Origin of the sequence: Mammaliicoccus sp. FSL K6-3158 (assembly GCF_038005105.1) — a bacterium.
Lineage (GTDB): Bacteria > Bacillota > Bacilli > Staphylococcales > Staphylococcaceae > Mammaliicoccus > Mammaliicoccus sciuri.
Genome location: NZ_JBBOSL010000001.1, coordinates 1100788 through 1117142, shown reverse-complemented (window position 1 = coordinate 1117142; position 16355 = coordinate 1100788). Strand labels below are relative to the sequence as shown.

The window sequence follows — 16355 nt, the reverse complement described above, 5'->3', positions numbered from 1 at the left end:
CATGACTTGGTTCATCTCTTGGCTTTATTCAATACTTAAGCCACGACTTGGTTCATTTCTTGGCTTTACTCGGTACTTAAGCCACGACTTGGTCAATCTCTTAGCTTTATTCGGTACTTAAGACATGACTTGGTCGATCTCTTGGCTTTACTCTCGACTTAAGCCATGACTTGGTTCATCTCTTGGCTTTATTCAATACTTAAGCCACGACTCGTGTGCTTACTTCACCTTTAACTCACATGTTTCTCAATCTAATGACAAAACGCAAACCTACTCAACAGGTTTGCGTTTTAATTAAATATTACAAGTATTAACGATTGACTCAAATTGTTTTTCAAAATGTTCTTTTCTATTTTTGATTTCTTCACAAGCGAAATCGATAATTGCATCTTTCTTGTCTTCGAAGTCTTTATTCACTTCAACAATTACAGTTCTTTCATCATTCTCTGGGCGCACTTTCTTAATCCATCCTTTTTTCACAAGGTTATTGTATAATCTTGTTCGTTTGTATGGCTTAATATCTATATAACCATCCAACTCTTTCAAACTCATCGATCCGTTATTCCATAACATGATTAATGTAAGAAACTCTTCTTTTTCTATATCAAACTTTTCTTCAATTTTATAAAAAATAATATTTATATTTTTTTGGATATCATCTAATAAAATTAAATCACTTACGTTATTTACTTTTTCTGTCATAAACTCGCCTCCAACGCTCTCTATATGGGTTATATACCCGATATAGTATCGTTTAAGCTTGTTTGCATTATATTTTATAAATTATTCAGTTTCATCATCAATAAGTAATCCTACGTAGTGAATGCGATTATTCATAAATGATATGATATATTTCATTACATTTTCTCGTTCTGGTTCATTATGTACTTCATGATTAAGTCCGTGCCAAGCTTTAAAATATAATTCGTTAGTATTGATTGTTTTACCGATTTGACGAATTGATTCTGTATCTACTATTTTATCTTCTGTACCTAGCATAAGTAATGTAGGAATTGGAGATATGTGGTGAATATTTTCCATTGTTGCTTTCATTGTTTCTAAGATAGTCTTGTACCAGTGGTAACTCACTTTATTTAACATTAAAGCATCTTTATTCGTATCATCTATTACTTCTTTGTTTCTTGTTAAGCTTTCTACTTTAATGCCCGTATCAAACTTAGCATCTTTCGCAACTGTACCGAAACTTGAAGCTAAGAAATTACGTCTTGTTGAAATATTTTGTTGAAAAGCAACTAATGGTGAAATCAATAGTACGCCTTCTACTTTTAAATCTACTTTTTCTAATAAATTAAGTAGAATAAGTCCACCTAAACCAACACCTAACGTAAATACTGGTAAGTGATATTCTTCTGCAATAGATATCCATTCAAGTACTTGTTCATGGTATTCTTCAAATTTATCAACATGTCCTCTATGTACACGGGAAGTTTGTCCTTGTCCTTTTAAGTCACCCATAATAACATGGTAACCTTCTCGTCGTAGCTTAGTGATTACGTATGCGTATCTTCCTGTATGTTCTAGCATATTATGTACAATTACTACAATTCCTTTAGCTTCTTTCTCAGTTTCCCATTTCCACATAATATATTACTCCTTTTACCTATATAGCTACTTTTTTGTTAAACTTAGTATAACAAAATTTTTCAAAAGAATGGAGAATCTTGAATGATTAAATCTTTTAAAGGTCAAAAACCACAAATCGATCAAAGCTGTTATATTGCTGAAAATGCAACTTTAATTGGTGATATTACAATCGGTCCTAAAAGCTCAGTATGGTTCAACTCAGTTATTAGAGGTGATGTTGCCCCTACAATTATAGGTGAAGGTGTTAATATCCAAGATTTATGTTGTTTACACCAAAGCCTTAATCAACCACTTATAATAGAAGATTTTGTAACAGTTGGTCATAAAGTGACATTACATTCTAGTATTATTCGCAAGCACGCGTTAATCGGAATGGATTCAACTATTCTTGACGGTGCAGAAATTGGAGAATATGCATTTATCGGTGCTGGATCACTCGTTCCACCAGGAAAGAAAATCCCACCACATACGTTAGCATTTGGTCGTCCTGCAAAAGTCATTAGAGAATTGACAGAAGATGACTATAATGAATTAAAAAGAATCAATGCATCTTATATTGAAAAAGCTGAGATTTATAAAGCAGATCAATAAATAATAAAAAGGATTGAGACGCAATGTCCCAATCCTTTTTTGTTACGCTATTTTAAATTTGCTATGCATAAACGGTAATTTTACAACGATATAAGCGATAATAATTTCATAAAACATTGAGAAGAACTTCTCAAAGAAGAAGACAACATTCTGAACTAATATTGTGCCTATACCTGCCCCACTAAAGTGGTAGTTAACGAGTAAGAAATTATCAATAATATTTAAAGCAATGATTGTAACAAAAACTGTCCATGACTTTTTAGTAATCATCGCCACTAAAATTGCTATAATACCAATCACAATTGGCTCAAAAATAAACAATTGCACGAAACTATCTAAAGGTTTCCCAAACATATAAAATGCCATATCCCTAAACATCCCGATTTCTCCTTTACAGTCATTTCTAATACATTAATTGTATCACGATAAACCAGCTATAATTATTAAGATATTATAAAGATTCATTGCTTTCCTTAACATAAAATTAACATTAATAGCCATTAAATCTTTACATTGAATTAGCAATCAATTCATATTGTCGTGTTACTTTAAAGATGTAACATAAGACGCCTTTAAAGGAGCATGATAAAATGCATTTCTTTAAAAAAATAATTATTTCTTTGTTTATATTCACATTTCTACCACATGCAATTAGCATAGCAGCAGAACCCATTTTACCAAACTATGAGCAAGTCAATCAATCAACCCCCTAAACCATAATAAGCAATATTAAAAAAATTTAAATAATAATGAATTAAAAAAGAAACTGATTTTCCCAATCAGTTTCTTTTTTACTATTACATATGCACTTACTTTTATTTTAGATATTTTATATAGTTTATTTAAAGATTCAGTTACAAGTACTTCTATGACTGTACTATATGCCGTCTTATTGATTATTTGTTTATTTTTAAATCTTGCAATTCTACTTATGGCATGTGGTGACGGACATAAAGCACCAAACAAATATGGAGAAAATCCTAAATACGTTTAAGATTTAATTGTTCAAAGGCATTATACAAATCCAATTAAACTACAATAATATACATGTATATAATTTTTAATTTCGGACAAAATATTGTCAATATTATGGAAAGCCTTACGGGGGCGTTCTTTTTCGTGTCAGAATTCATAATTAGTATAATTTTACATTATATTAAAAATGTAAACGCTTAACTAAATTTGTATTTCCATGATAAAATAAATTAAATGAATAAATATATTTAAGGAGGACTTGCTATGCCTGTCGTAAAAGATTTTTTTATTGCATTATCTAACAACAAATTCATGAATGAATCAGCTAAGAAAATGGGTCCTGCACTAGGTGCAAACAAGGTCGTAGCGGGCGTTGATATTGATTCAACAATCGATACAGTTGAAAGATTAAATATGAAGGGAATTTCATGTACGTTAGATAATTTAGGGGAATTCGTAACATCACGTCAAGAAGCTTTAGAAGCTCAACAAAATATTGTTGAAATTATGCGAAGAAACTACAATGCTAATATTGATGCGCATGTTTCGATTAAGCTTACACAATTAGGTCTCAATATTGATAGAGAGTTTGCTTATCAAAATACGAGAGAAATTTTGTTAAAAGCTCATGAATACGGAAATACATTTGTGAACATAGATGCTGAAAAATATGAAGATTTAGTTGGTATTACGGAAATAGTTGATAAACTTAAGGGTGAATTCAAAAATGTAGGGACTGTTATTCAAGCATACTTATTTGATGCTATGAATATTATGGATAAATACGATGATGTGCGATTACGATTAGTTAAAGGTGCATATAAGGAAGCACCTCATATTGCTTATCAAACTAAAGAAGAAATTGACAAAAATTATATAGCATTGATTGAAAAAAGATTATTAACTGCTAAAGCATTCACTTCAATTGCAACACACGATCATAATGTTATTAATCATGTTAAACAATTTGTTAAAGATCATAACATCTCAAGAGATTCATTTGAATTCCAAATGTTATATGGTTTTAGAACAGATTATGCATATCAAATCGCTAATGAAGGCTATAATTTCTGTATGTACGTACCATTTGGGGAAGATTGGTTCGGTTACTTCATGAGAAGATTAGCAGAAAGACCACAAAATATTAATTTAATGTTATTAGATATCTTTAGTGAAAAGAATAAAGGAAAAATCGCTATCGGAGCTAGTGTAATAGCTGGCTTAACCTTATTAAGTATAGGCGGAATCGCTAAAGCGAAGAAAAAATAATACATAAGAAGCCAGAACGCTTGTCCTGGCTTCTTTGTTTTTATATTTGTGTTTCAATATTTTTAAGTAAGTTTGCCATTTCAATTGCAGCTAAGGCAGCATCTCCACCTTTATTACCTGCTTTTGTTCCTGCTCTTTCAATCGCTTGTTCAATTGTTTCTGTTGTTACGATTCCAAATATTACTGGTACATCTGTTTCATCATTTACTTTAGAAATACCTTTAGCAACTTCATTACATACATAATCATAATGTGTAGTCGCCCCTCTAATTACACAGCCTAATGTTACGACCGCATCGTATTTCCCTGACTTCGCTAATTTTTTAGCTACTAAAGGAATTTCATACGCGCCTGGTACATATGCTACATGAACATTTTCTTCATCCACGTTATGTCTAATTAAAGTATCTTTAGCACCATCTAATAAACGACCTGTTATAAAATCGTTAAATCTACTCACGACGATTGCTACTTTTAATTGTGATCCATCCATTTTACCTTCAAATTTCATTTTAAAAACTCCATTCTATTTTATATTAAATGACCCATTTCATGCTTTTTAGTATTGATATATGATGCATTTGTTTCATTCGGTTCAATGACAACTGGAACTCTATTAGAAACACGTATACCTAAATCTTGTAATTGATTAAATTTATCTGGATTATTACTGATGAGTTGAATTTCTTCTATATTAAAGTATTTCAAAATTTGACTCGCTTCAGTATAATCTCTTAAATCCGCTTCAAAGCCTAAAGCTTCATTAGCTGTAATCGTATCATAACCTTGTTCAATAAGTTCATATGCTTTAAGTTTATTGATCAGTCCTATTCCTCTACCTTCTTGAGGTAAGTATAAAATCATGCCACCATGTTCTTGAATGTATTTCATTGAATATTCAAGCTGTTCTCCACAATCGCATCTAGCACTATGGAAAATATCACCTGTCACACATTCAGAATGAATACGTACATTCATACCTTCTTTAATTTCTCCTGAACTAATGACAATATATTCTTTATCATCTAATTGCGATGTAAAGCCATACATATCAAATTCACCATATGAAGTTGGCAACTTAACTTTAGATTCAAGATGAATAATTTGATCATGACGTTTTCTATACTTTACAAGTTCATCAATTGTTATCATTAATAAACCATGTTTACGTTTAAATTGATATAAATCATCTCTACGAGCCATCGTGCCATCATCATTCATAATTTCACAAATAGCACCAGCTGGTTTCGCTCCAGAAAGTTTCGCTAAATCTACACAAGCTTCTGTATGACCTATTCTTTCAAGAACACCATTGTCTTTAGCTATTAATGGAAATACATGACCTGGTTGAACGAATGCTGTTGGTGACGTTTCATTAATTAATGCTTTAATCGTATCCGCTCTTTCAAAAGCACTTATACCTGTCGTACTTGATGCATGATCAATACTTACAGTAAATGCAGTCTTATATTTATCACCCGTTTCAGTCATCAATTTCAAACCAAATTGTTGGGCAATTTCGCTGCTTATCGGTGCACAGATTAAACCTCTCGCATGTGTAGCCATAAAATTAATCGTTTCAGCTGTTAAATACTCAGAAATTGCGACGAGGTCACCTTCATTTTCTCTATCTTCATCATCTACTACAATAATCGGTTTACCACTTTTAAGTTCTTGTATGGCATCTTCTACGTTATCAAACATGTTATAGCCTCCTAAAATCCTAGATTAAGTAATTTCTCTTCGGATAAATTTGAATGATTTTGTCCTGTTGCTTTCTGCACATATTTAAATAACAAATCCGTTTCAACATGTACGCTGTCACCTTGTTTCTTATTAACAAAGATTGTTCGATCTCTCGTTTCAGGGATTAAATGAATTTCAAATTTTTGAGGATATAATTTAAAAATTGTCAAACTAACACCATCAACTGTGATAGATCCTTTATCAATCATTTGATTTAATAAATGCGCTTCTGTAGATATTTCAATAATCCATTCATCTTGTCTCTTTGAAATATGTTTAATAATGCCTTGACCATCTACATGCCCACTTACAAAATGACCACCAAATCTTCCATTTGCTAACATCGCTCTTTCAAGATTTACTTTGTCATTCATTTTCAAATGTTCTAAATAAGTTACTGAGATTGTTCCAGTAATCACTTCCACTTTAAAAGTAGAACTTGCTTTCTCAGTAACGGTCAGACAAACACCATTAACAGCAACGGAATCACCTAAAGATAAATCATCCATTATTTCATTGGCTTCAATTGTTAATGTTTTAACGCCTTGGTTTGTGCTTGTATTCTTGATCACACCAACTGTTTCAATGAGTCCTGTGAACATCTTGTCACTTCTTTCTTAATGTTATTTTAAGATCTCCACCAATGATTTCTGTTGATATAATTTGAAATAATTTACTATTGGATAAAGGAACGACATCTTGCGTTTGATAATATTGATATTTTCCTTGACCACCAATCATCTTCGGGGCTTGATAAATAATTAATTGGTCTACTAAGTCTTGTTCAATAAACTGACTTACAAGTTTAGGACCTGCTTCAACCATCACTTGAGCATATCCATCTTCATATAAATCTTTTATAATCGTTTTTAAATTTGATAAATCACTGTTCTTAACTTTAATATGCTGGTACTCGTACGTGTGAAATGATTCCGAACTCGTTACAACAATAACAGGATTATCTTCATCTTTGAATATTTCATAATCACCACCAAAGTGTGATTGCTCTGTTAAAACAATTCTAGTTGGATTACTTAAATTGGGATTACGAGTAGTTAATAATGGATTATCTTCACGAACTGTCATCCCACCTGTAATAATTGCATCATGTTGTGAGCGCAATTTTAATACATCTTGTTTAACTTCTTTAGATGTAATCCATTTACTTTCTTTGTAATCTGTCGCAACTTTACCATCTAGACTCGTAGAAATTTTCAAAGTAATAAATGGTAATTTCGTTTGTTGTTGATGAAAAAAAGCCTCATATAAGTCTTCTGCTCTTTTAGAAGGCTCATGTTTTACATCTATTCCAGCTTCGTACAACATTTCATGACCACTATTTTTAAGAGAACCATCTTTGACTGCATATACAACTGATTGAATACCGTTGTCGATAATCGCTTTAGCACATGGTGGTGTTAAACCATAGTGTGAACAAGGTTCTAAAGAAACATATATTGTTGCACCTTGAGCTTCTTCACCTGCCATTTTTAAAGCTTGTATTTCAGCATGTGCTTCACCTTTTTTTAAATGTGCACCAAAACCTATGATTTTATGATTTTTAACAATAACTGCACCAACAGAAGGATTCGTACCCGTCTGTCCTTGTACACGTTCAGCTAAATCAATTGCAAAATCTAAATATTGATTCATTTCTTTACCTCCTAAAAATAAAAACCACCGAAAATCACTTTTCGGTGGTTGGGAGTAAAAATGTATCACGAAATAAGCCTTTTATGAAAAAAGACTTTAACATTTTAAGTATAACGAAATAAGCGTATAGCATACGCTGTCGTCTATTCTTTCTCCCATCCAGACTATACTGTCGGCTTCAGAATGTTACTGAATCAGCCATAAATGAAAATTCACTTATGGGTCGCGGGCTATTATACCGCCGGTTGGGAATTTCACCCTGCCCCGAAAGAATATATTATTAAATTATATATCAGTAATCACTGATGACATCATTCTATACCATTTCACTAAGAATTACAAATGAAGAAGTTAAATTTATATAGTTAGTATTTGTATGATGGTTTTAAAATGCTGATAACGACCCCAGTATTTGCACTTCGTAACAAAACTGCTTCTAACTACCCAATCATCCGTACATAAAATGAAGCTTGAGACATTAAACACTATCTCAAGCTTACATTTCAACTTCCTCTATACTATTTCTTTTTAGATTTCGCCTTTTTAACTTTTTTTCTTTCTTCTAATTCAACGTATAAATCATTTACGGCTCTTACGGATTGATCGACTAATAATGAAACGCCATTTACATCAAAATTAACACCACTTGTTAATTGTCCAATCACTTTTAAATTAGGCATTGTACCGAATTTAGGACTAATAACTTCATTTGAATATGGCATTACTAGAATACCTCCAAATGGATGTGCAGCTATAATTTGCTTGTTCTCTAATCCTTTAATAAAATGCTCTTCTTCTGTCAATTCTGATAAATGTTTTTTAGGACCAGTCGCATTAATAACATAATGATAACTTGCTTCTTCTTGTTCGCCTTCATATTTAATTCTAAATTTACCGTAATATTTTCGTACATTTTCTAATCCTTCTTTAACGACAATGTCTCCATTTTCAATCCATTCGATTAATTGCTTAGCTGATGATTGAGGCATTGGATTCGCATTACGTTTAAAGTGATGCCCATACTTTTCTAAAAATGTCGTTTTATCATCGATTGTCATGGCATTCCATACTGGAATCATATGATGTTTTACTTCTTCAACAAATGATTGAAAATGCCCTACTTCATCTTCATGTCTTAAATCATATTTCATATTCGCTACATTATCTTTTTTAAATCGATAAAGCATTTTTTTCAAGTTAATATTTTGATATTCACATTCTTTCGCAAAGAGGTTTTCTATTTCTTTTAATGGTGCGATACCTTTATGCGTCTTTTTTAACTTTTCTATTGAATCTTTCGTAATATACTTCAAATTGATTTCATGTTTAATACCTCTAACTGTCGGAAATTGAGCATGTCTTGAAGCTACAGTTATTGGAAGTTGTTTATGATTTTCCATTACAAATCTAATGACATCTATTGAACTAAGTCCTGTTCCAATTATCGCAATATCATCATTTTCTTTAACATCACGTAATGCTTTAATTGTTGGATATGGTGATTCAATATACCCTTTTAATCCAGATAAATTGTACGGATCTTTATAAGGTAAAGTACCAATAGTCAAAAAGACATAGTCATACTTTTGGCATACCGCTTCATCATCTTCTATATAGCAGACATCTATTTTATATTGTCCTCTTTCATCTTTAATTTCTTCGACATAGCAACTATCAACTTTATGCTTATGTACGAATATATTATCGTGTTTATTTAATAAGTCATTTAAAATAGACTTCATATAATGGCCAAATACTAATCTTGGTAAATATTTCGCTTTACCATAGTCAAAATCATCATTTTTCTTATACCATTTCTTAAAATCTTTCGTATCATCTGGACTTAAAGACATTTGATTAGCTGGTAAGTTAATGAGTAATCGATCACTATCATTTTGAAATGGCTTACCCATACCCATATCTTCGACACTATCAAATATATCTATCGTAATTTTTTTGAATTTTTTATGTTTTGCTAATTGGTTTAATGTACTAACACCAGCAGTTCCCATTCCTATTATTGCTACTTTCAAATTGTACCCCTCCAAATCTCTCGATGCATAATATGCAAAAATCATTCAATTTTATAAATCTATTATACATGTGAAAAACATAACATGTCTTTATATATAACATTAGTCTCATTCACACTTTTTTTATTTATTCCTTTTTTTAAATAACAATAAACATAAATTACACGATTTGGGCGATTTTCATAATTATGCAACTATTGTGTTATAATAATAAACGTCATTATTATAAATTTCAAAAAAAGGAGAAGTATTATGTTATCAATCCAAGACTTAACTAAAGTTTATCGTGGCGGAAAAAAAGCCGTAGACAGCATCAATATGAAAATTGAATCTGGTGAATTTATCGCTTTTATCGGTACGAGTGGTAGCGGGAAGACAACTGCTTTAAGAATGATTAACCGCATGATAGAGCCAACTAGCGGGACAATTACGCTTGACGGGAAAGATTTAAGCAAGATGAATCCAGTTAATTTAAGAAGAAATATAGGTTATGTCATTCAACAAATTGGTTTAATGCCACATATGACGATACGTGAAAATATCGTTTTAGTACCTAAATTACTTAAATGGACTAAAGAAGAAAAAGAAAAAAAAGCTAAAGAACTTATCAAATTAGTAGACTTACCAGAATCATATTTAGATTTATATCCATCTCAATTATCTGGTGGACAACAACAACGTATTGGTGTTGTAAGAGCACTTGCAGCAGACCAAGATATCATTTTAATGGACGAACCATTTGGTGCTTTAGACCCTATTACAAGAGATACATTGCAAGACCTTGTAAAGACACTACAACAAAAACTTGGTAAAACCATTATATTTGTAACGCACGATATGGATGAAGCGATTAAATTGGCAGATAGAATTTGTATTATGTCTCAAGGTGAAATCATTCAATTTGATTCACCAAACAATATTTTAAAAAATCCAGCTAATGATTTTGTACGCGAGTTTATCGGTCAAAACAGACTTATTCAAGATAGACCTAACATACGTGTTGTTGATGATGCAATGAAAGATCCAATTGCCATCACTTCTGAGAAGACAATAGACGAAGCTGTTTCAATTATGAGAGAGCGACGCGTAGATACCCTATTTATTACAAATGTAAAAGGTAAACTTGTTGGATATATTGATATTGAAGATTTAAACGAAGGATATCGTAAAAAATCAGACATTATCGATATTATGCATCGAGATATTTATACAGTTAAGACAGGTACGATGCTTCAAGACTCTGTTCGTACAATTTTAAAACGAAATGTGAGATTAATCCCTGTTGTTGATGAACAATATTACATAAAAGGTGTTATAACAAGAGCAAGCTTAGTAGATATTGTTTACGATTCTATATGGGGACAAACCGAGGAAACAGAAGCAACTGAAAAAAGTGATATCAAATAAGGAGTGAAAAATAGTGATTGAATTCTTACAAGTTAACGGAAACGAACTACTTCAGAAGACACTGGAACACTTCTATATTTCATTATTAGCTTTACTTTTAGCAATGATCGTAGCGATACCGCTTGGCATTTTATTAACACGAACTAAAAAGTTAGCCAAAGTTGTATTATCTATTGCAAGTGTTCTACAAACCGTTCCGTCATTAGCAGTATTAGCACTTATGATTCCTTTCTTAGGTGTTGGTAAATTACCTGCCATTTTAGCATTATTTATTTATATCTTATTACCGATTTTAAACAACACATATATCGGCATTAATAATGTTGATAAAAATGTTAAAGCAGCCGGACTAAGTATGGGTATGACAAAATTCCAAGAAATGTTCATGATTGAATTACCACTTGCTATATCAGTCATTATGAGTGGCGTTCGTTTATCAAGTGTTTATGCAATCAGTTGGGCAACATTAGCAAGTTTCATTGGTGCTGGTGGTTTAGGTGACTTTATCTTTAATGGTTTGAACTTATACCAACCTGATTTAATTATTGGCGGTGCCATAAGTGTTACATTAATCGCGCTTATTATGGACTTTGTACTTTCTAAAGTTGAACTATGGGTTACACCTAAAGGGTTAAAAGTTTCAAGATAAGGAGGAAATATAAACATGAATAGATATTTTAAACTGTTATTGCCTATCATGGCTTTATCTGTCATTTTATCTGGATGTTCATTACCTTTTCTTGGCGCTTCAGGTGATGAAAACTCAATAAAAATAGGTATGCAAAATACAAGTGAATCACAAATTATGGGACATATTGATAAATTGATGATAGAACATGAAGCTAAAAAAGATAACGTAAAAGAAAATAATATACAGCTTATCAATAATTTAGGATCATCAACTGTTACATTTAATGCTCAAAATAGTGGAGATGTTAACATTTCAAGTGCTAGATATACGGGAACTGATTTAACGGGTGCATTGGGTAAAGACCCTATCACTGATCCTAAAAAAGCTTTAAAAGTAGTAAGAGAATCGTTCAATAAAGATTATGATCAAAAATGGTATGGTTCATATGGTTTCGAAAATACTTATGCCATGATGGTTACGAAAGAAACAGCTAAGAAATACAATCTGAAAAAAGTTTCAGACATGAAAAAAGTAGCAAATAAATTAGAAGCTGGCGTTGACTCATCTTGGATGAAACGTCCTGGAGATGGATACCCAGCATTTAAAGAAAAATATGGTTTCGATTTTAAACGTACTCGTCCAATGCAAATTGGCCTTGTATATGATGCGTTAAACACAGGTAAAATGGACGTTGTTTTAGGTTATACAACAGACGGAAGAATTGCGAGCTATGATTTAGTTGTGCTTGAAGATGACTTGAATTTCTTCCCTCCTTACGATGCAAGTCCATTAGTTACAAAATCTTTAATTAAAGAAAAACCTTACGTTGATCGCGCAATGAATAAATTAAGAGGAAAAATCTCTACAGAACAAATGCAAAAATTAAACTACGAAGCAGATAATAACCTTAAAGAACCTGCTGTAGTAGCTGAGGAATTCCTTAAAAAGCACAATTATTTTGACGATGAAAAGGATGGTGAGAAATAGTGGTTGATAATCATGTATGGTCACAATTAGTCGATTATTACGCAACAAATGGTGGATATATATTTCAACTTTTTCTAACTCATTTACTTATTTCTGTTTATGGTGTGTTATTTGCGGTTATAATAGGTATACCAATAGGCATTTTCATTGCTAGATATTCTAAATTATCTGGCTTTGTCATTTCGCTAGCTAATATTATTCAAACAATCCCAGCACTTGCCCTACTTGCGATATTAATGCTTGTGATGGGACTTGGTTCAAACACTGTTGTAATGACAGTATTCTTATACGCGTTGTTACCGATTATCAAAAATACGTATACGGGTATTAATAACGTAAGTTCTAGTATTAAAGATGCTGGTAAAGGTATGGGTATGACATCCCGTCAAATCTTAACGATGGTTGAACTTCCCCTTTCGTTATCAGTAATGATTGGGGGTATAAGAATCGCATTCGTTATTGCAATTGGTGTTACTGCAATCGGATCATTTATTGGATCGTCTACACTTGGTGATATCATTATTAGAGGTACAAACGCTACTGATGGTACATCACTTATTTTAGCCGGTGCAATCCCTACCGCTTTACTAGCAGTACTAAGTGATTTAATATTAGGCTTTATTGAAAAGAAATTAGACCCAACAAAGAGAAAGCAAAAAGGTCCACAACCTCAAACACTTTCGGAGTGATATTAAATGAAATTTATATTAAAAGTAATTGTATCAACTATTGTTATTTTAATACTTTCACCTAAGAAAAAACTTAAATAATTTACATTAATAACTTATGTAATTATATAATTTTTTGCTATTATGAATTGCATAGTGTTAGTATAGTTAAAACAAAGGAGGAAGTAATATGAAATATAGAATACTTGGAAGTTTATTTTTATCATCAACACTTATTTTAGCAGCATGTGGGAATGGATCAGACAGTTCAGATTCTGATACAAAATCAGAAAAGAAAGATGACACTAAAAGTTCTAGTCAAGTCGTAAAAGACTTACAAAGCAATGCTAAAGATGTTAAAAGCTATCACACTGATAACAAAATCGAAGTTTCTGCTAAAGGCGAAGATAGTCAAACTGTAGAAGTTGGCATGGATGTTGATGAAAAAGAAACAGCAAAATTAGATATGGACCAAGCTGGTCAGAAAATGTCAATTTATGTACAAGGCGATAAAATGATTGCTAAAGTAGATGACCAATGGGTAGACTTATCTTCTCAAGTAGAAAATATGAATATCGATAGTTCTCTAGATCAATTAAATTATGAAAAATACGCTAAAACTTTAAGTGCTTTTAAAGATGCGAAAGCTAAGAAAGTTGACGATGGATATGAACTTACATATGACATCAAAAACAAAGAAGATTTCACTAAATTAGCAAACGCCTCAGGTAACAAAGATCAACTAGAGCAATTTGAATCACAAGTTGATAAAGTTAAAGGTAACGCTATATTGAAAGTAAATAAAGATAATCAAATTGATTCATACAAATTAAATGCTAAATTAACTAAAGATGACGAAACTGCTGATATGAAAACAAACGTCACTTATAATAAGTTAAACGAAATTGATGAAATTAAGATTCCAGATGAAGCAAAAGACGCTAAAAAGATAGAAGACTTACAAGGCGGATCATCTAGCTCATCAAGCAGTAGTTCATCTAACAGTTCAGATAAAGCATCATAATTAGTAAAGACTCGAGGTAAATGCCTCGAGTCTTTTTTGATTTGGACAGGTGTGTTGTGAACATATTTCGCTAAACTTGTTTATAACGAGTGCCTTATGAACAGTTTTCGCTATACTTGTTCGTAACGGGTGCCTTGTGAACACTTCTCGCCAAACTTGTTCATAACAGGGGTGTTAGTTACAATAGTCAGCCGAAGTGTTACTACGGACCGTTATAGTTACAAAAGTAAGCTGAACTGTTACTACGGATGGCCTTAATTACAAAACTCGACTGAAGTGTTACTAACACACTCAGTATTTACACTTCTCACCAAATCTGCTTATAACAGTCTTCCATTACGACTACTTCTATACTCATTTCACAAAAAAGACTCGAGACAAGTGTCTCGAGTCTTCTTAATTACTATTTTTCTTCTTGTTTATCTAATTTTTCATCTAATGCTTTGATTGAAAGTGACTTATCTGTATCTTGGTATTTATATACGATATAGTACTTTCCTTCTGTTTTAAGTTCGTTATAGAAATCTGCTATTATACGTGCATTACTTTGTGCCCATTTAATATCTGTTGCGTATTGATGTACGCCAGGTTTCTCTGGGTTCCATCTCATACTATATAATGTATTTTGCTCTGGGTTTGATAAATAATGATCATGTATAAACTTCGCGCCACCTGATATGGCTTTTTGAGGTGTATCCCAGCCTCTTTTTTTAGCATAATTTGCGCCAGTTCCGATAGGATCACTGTCTAAGGCACCGACACCATAAAAGTTATAATACTTTTTACCATCAGATTCTTCTTTAGATTTCGTTACTTTCCCTTTGTCGGTTAACATGACACCATTTGCTAACTCACTTTTGTTATTACCTGTTTCTAATATAGCGTGAGAAATTAAATACACTTCATTAACATGCTCTTTCTTAGCAGCATTTAAAAATTCTGTTGTATAATTTTCTAATACTTCTTGTTTTCTTAACATATGATGAATTCGTTTTTCTTCAATTCCTTGATACTCTGATAAGTTCAAGAATTGATATACTTGTTTTTTATCATTTAAGATTTTTTCTACATCCATCACTTCATAAATTTCGCTTCGTGTTGCATTTTTCCAATTGCCTGACTCTGTTGCTACTTGCATTTTCGTATCATTTTTATATTGTTTATTTACTGCTTTACTTAAAGTTAATGGAACTTCTACATTATCTTCTTGTTTATCTACTTCATAAAATTTTAAATGATCTGAAATCAAATAATAAAACAGGCCAACAATAACTAACAAGACTATTGATAATATGACTAAATTTTTAATGGTTTCTAGCCTGGCATTTTTCATCGTTTCACCTCTAAATTTGTAAACCACCATCAATCATAATTTATTACCTAATTTTTACAATTGTATTAAAGTTTACTCTTTATATTCTATAGGATAAGAGCTTATTATTCAAAAATAAGAATGTTACGTTTTAATTACTATTATATTTCAACAAAAAAAAGCAAACATGCTTTGAAAGTATGTTTGCTTATTTATAAGTTGAATAATTCATAAATATAAATGACATTGCCGCTGATCTATTCTTATAGTTATAGTGGCTTAAATTGATTGTACCCTCTTCTTCGCCATTTCTATAATTCATAAATCTGTTTACGTTGTTAATCATTACAAAATCTGCGTTATCTCTTATCGTATTCAAGTCATTATTTCTTGCAAAAAAGTGTTCTAAATTTAGATGTTCGTAATCCATATGATGAGCCTCCTAATCTTTGCC

17 protein-coding genes and 1 riboswitch are annotated in these 16355 nt (G+C 31.6%); of the genes, 7 read left to right on the top strand and 10 right to left on the bottom strand.

From position 1 onward, the window contains the following. Positions 1-294: 294 nt before the first annotated feature. Positions 295-702 (bottom strand): transcriptional regulator, SarA/Rot family, encoded by a 408-nt coding sequence (locus MHH94_RS05655; protein ID WP_025905249.1) that lies wholly within the window; start codon positions 700-702, stop codon positions 295-297. Positions 703-783: 81 nt separating this feature from the next. After that, positions 784-1602, bottom strand: coding sequence for an alpha/beta fold hydrolase (locus MHH94_RS05650; protein WP_025905248.1), 819 nt, complete (start codon positions 1600-1602; stop codon positions 784-786). 84 nt (positions 1603-1686) lie between these two features. Between MHH94_RS05650 and MHH94_RS05645 the strand changes: the two genes are divergently transcribed. Beyond that, positions 1687-2196, top strand: a complete 510-nt coding sequence (locus tag MHH94_RS05645; RefSeq protein WP_106417427.1) for a gamma carbonic anhydrase — start codon at positions 1687-1689, stop codon at positions 2194-2196. Between the two features lie 42 nt (positions 2197-2238). Here the strand turns inward: MHH94_RS05645 and MHH94_RS05640 are convergent, their stop codons facing one another. Continuing rightward, complete coding sequence (locus MHH94_RS05640) at positions 2239-2574, bottom strand: hypothetical protein (RefSeq protein WP_048539542.1); 336 nt, start codon at positions 2572-2574, stop codon at positions 2239-2241. Positions 2575-3435: 861 nt separating this feature from the next. Between MHH94_RS05640 and MHH94_RS05635 the strand changes: the two genes are divergently transcribed. After that, entirely contained in the window at positions 3436-4440 is a 1005-nt protein-coding gene (locus MHH94_RS05635; protein ID WP_048539540.1) for a proline dehydrogenase family protein, read from the top strand. Positions 4441-4480: 40 nt separating this feature from the next. Here the strand turns inward: MHH94_RS05635 and ribH are convergent, their stop codons facing one another. From ribH to MHH94_RS05610, 5 genes are all read right to left on the bottom strand, one after another. Then, on the bottom strand, positions 4481-4951 hold the full coding sequence (gene ribH / locus MHH94_RS05630) for a 6,7-dimethyl-8-ribityllumazine synthase (RefSeq protein ID WP_058592006.1): 471 nt from the start codon (positions 4949-4951) through the stop codon (positions 4481-4483). Between the two features lie 20 nt (positions 4952-4971). Then, complete coding sequence (locus tag MHH94_RS05625) at positions 4972-6144, bottom strand: bifunctional 3,4-dihydroxy-2-butanone-4-phosphate synthase/GTP cyclohydrolase II (protein ID WP_058592005.1); 1173 nt, start codon at positions 6142-6144, stop codon at positions 4972-4974. Between the two features lie 11 nt (positions 6145-6155). After that, on the bottom strand, positions 6156-6788 hold the full coding sequence (locus tag MHH94_RS05620; RefSeq protein WP_340840060.1) for a riboflavin synthase: 633 nt from the start codon (positions 6786-6788) through the stop codon (positions 6156-6158). Between the two features lie 4 nt (positions 6789-6792). Then, positions 6793-7839 carry a bifunctional diaminohydroxyphosphoribosylaminopyrimidine deaminase/5-amino-6-(5-phosphoribosylamino)uracil reductase RibD gene (ribD, locus tag MHH94_RS05615; RefSeq protein WP_058592003.1) on the bottom strand — a complete coding sequence of 349 codons (1047 nt, stop codon included), beginning with the start codon at positions 7837-7839 and terminating at the stop codon, positions 6793-6795. 143 nt (positions 7840-7982) lie between these two features. Beyond that, positions 7983-8115, bottom strand: a riboswitch (FMN riboswitch). A gap of 242 nt (positions 8116-8357) precedes the next feature. After that, positions 8358-9872 carry an FAD/NAD(P)-binding protein gene (locus tag MHH94_RS05610; RefSeq protein WP_340840059.1) on the bottom strand — a complete coding sequence of 505 codons (1515 nt, stop codon included), beginning with the start codon at positions 9870-9872 and terminating at the stop codon, positions 8358-8360. Positions 9873-10124: 252 nt separating this feature from the next. Between MHH94_RS05610 and MHH94_RS05605 the strand changes: the two genes are divergently transcribed. From MHH94_RS05605 to MHH94_RS05585, 5 genes are all read left to right on the top strand, one after another. Next, positions 10125-11279, top strand: a complete 1155-nt coding sequence (locus MHH94_RS05605; RefSeq protein ID WP_048539534.1) for a betaine/proline/choline family ABC transporter ATP-binding protein — start codon at positions 10125-10127, stop codon at positions 11277-11279. Between the two features lie 13 nt (positions 11280-11292). After that, positions 11293-11928 (top strand): ABC transporter permease, encoded by a 636-nt coding sequence (locus MHH94_RS05600; RefSeq protein ID WP_025905237.1) that lies wholly within the window; start codon positions 11293-11295, stop codon positions 11926-11928. A gap of 15 nt (positions 11929-11943) precedes the next feature. Beyond that, a complete protein-coding gene (locus MHH94_RS05595; RefSeq protein ID WP_058592001.1) occupies positions 11944-12897 on the top strand; it encodes an osmoprotectant ABC transporter substrate-binding protein in 954 nt (317 codons plus the stop codon). Continuing rightward, positions 12897-13586 (top strand): ABC transporter permease, encoded by a 690-nt coding sequence (locus MHH94_RS05590; RefSeq protein ID WP_058592000.1) that lies wholly within the window; start codon positions 12897-12899, stop codon positions 13584-13586. Before MHH94_RS05595 ends, MHH94_RS05590 begins: the two co-directional genes overlap by 1 nt. Before the next feature lie 169 nt (positions 13587-13755). Continuing rightward, positions 13756-14589: a DUF6612 family protein gene (locus tag MHH94_RS05585; protein ID WP_048539531.1), complete on the top strand. Its 834-nt coding sequence runs from the start codon at positions 13756-13758 to the stop codon at positions 14587-14589. Positions 14590-14992: 403 nt separating this feature from the next. On the opposite strand, the gene MHH94_RS05580 is transcribed toward MHH94_RS05585, so the two are convergent. Further along, entirely contained in the window at positions 14993-15922 is a 930-nt protein-coding gene (locus MHH94_RS05580) for an N-acetylglucosaminidase (protein ID WP_048539530.1), read from the bottom strand. 187 nt (positions 15923-16109) lie between these two features. Beyond that, the gene (locus MHH94_RS05575; RefSeq protein ID WP_025905232.1) at positions 16110-16331 is read right to left on the bottom strand and encodes a hypothetical protein; all 222 of its coding nucleotides are present in this window, start codon (positions 16329-16331) and stop codon (positions 16110-16112) included. Positions 16332-16355: the final 24 nt, after the last annotated feature.

Coding starts and splice junctions, on each gene's coding strand:
- MHH94_RS05655 (WP_025905249.1), bottom strand. CDS start 702: ATGACAGAAAAAGTAAATAACGTAAGTGATTTAATTTTATTAGATGAT.
- MHH94_RS05650 (WP_025905248.1), bottom strand. CDS start 1,602: ATGTGGAAATGGGAAACTGAGAAAGAAGCTAAAGGAATTGTAGTAATT.
- MHH94_RS05645 (WP_106417427.1), top strand. CDS start 1,687: ATGATTAAATCTTTTAAAGGTCAAAAACCACAAATCGATCAAAGCTGT.
- MHH94_RS05640 (WP_048539542.1), bottom strand. CDS start 2,574: ATGTTTAGGGATATGGCATTTTATATGTTTGGGAAACCTTTAGATAGT.
- MHH94_RS05635 (WP_048539540.1), top strand. CDS start 3,436: ATGCCTGTCGTAAAAGATTTTTTTATTGCATTATCTAACAACAAATTC.
- ribH (WP_058592006.1), bottom strand. CDS start 4,951: ATGAAATTTGAAGGTAAAATGGATGGATCACAATTAAAAGTAGCAATC.
- MHH94_RS05625 (WP_058592005.1), bottom strand. CDS start 6,144: ATGTTTGATAACGTAGAAGATGCCATACAAGAACTTAAAAGTGGTAAA.
- MHH94_RS05620 (WP_340840060.1), bottom strand. CDS start 6,788: ATGTTCACAGGACTCATTGAAACAGTTGGTGTGATCAAGAATACAAGC.
- ribD (WP_058592003.1), bottom strand. CDS start 7,839: ATGAATCAATATTTAGATTTTGCAATTGATTTAGCTGAACGTGTACAA.
- MHH94_RS05605 (WP_048539534.1), top strand. CDS start 10,125: ATGTTATCAATCCAAGACTTAACTAAAGTTTATCGTGGCGGAAAAAAA.
- MHH94_RS05595 (WP_058592001.1), top strand. CDS start 11,944: ATGAATAGATATTTTAAACTGTTATTGCCTATCATGGCTTTATCTGTC.
- MHH94_RS05585 (WP_048539531.1), top strand. CDS start 13,756: ATGAAATATAGAATACTTGGAAGTTTATTTTTATCATCAACACTTATT.
- MHH94_RS05580 (WP_048539530.1), bottom strand. CDS start 15,922: ATGAAAAATGCCAGGCTAGAAACCATTAAAAATTTAGTCATATTATCA.
- MHH94_RS05575 (WP_025905232.1), bottom strand. CDS start 16,331: ATGGATTACGAACATCTAAATTTAGAACACTTTTTTGCAAGAAATAAT.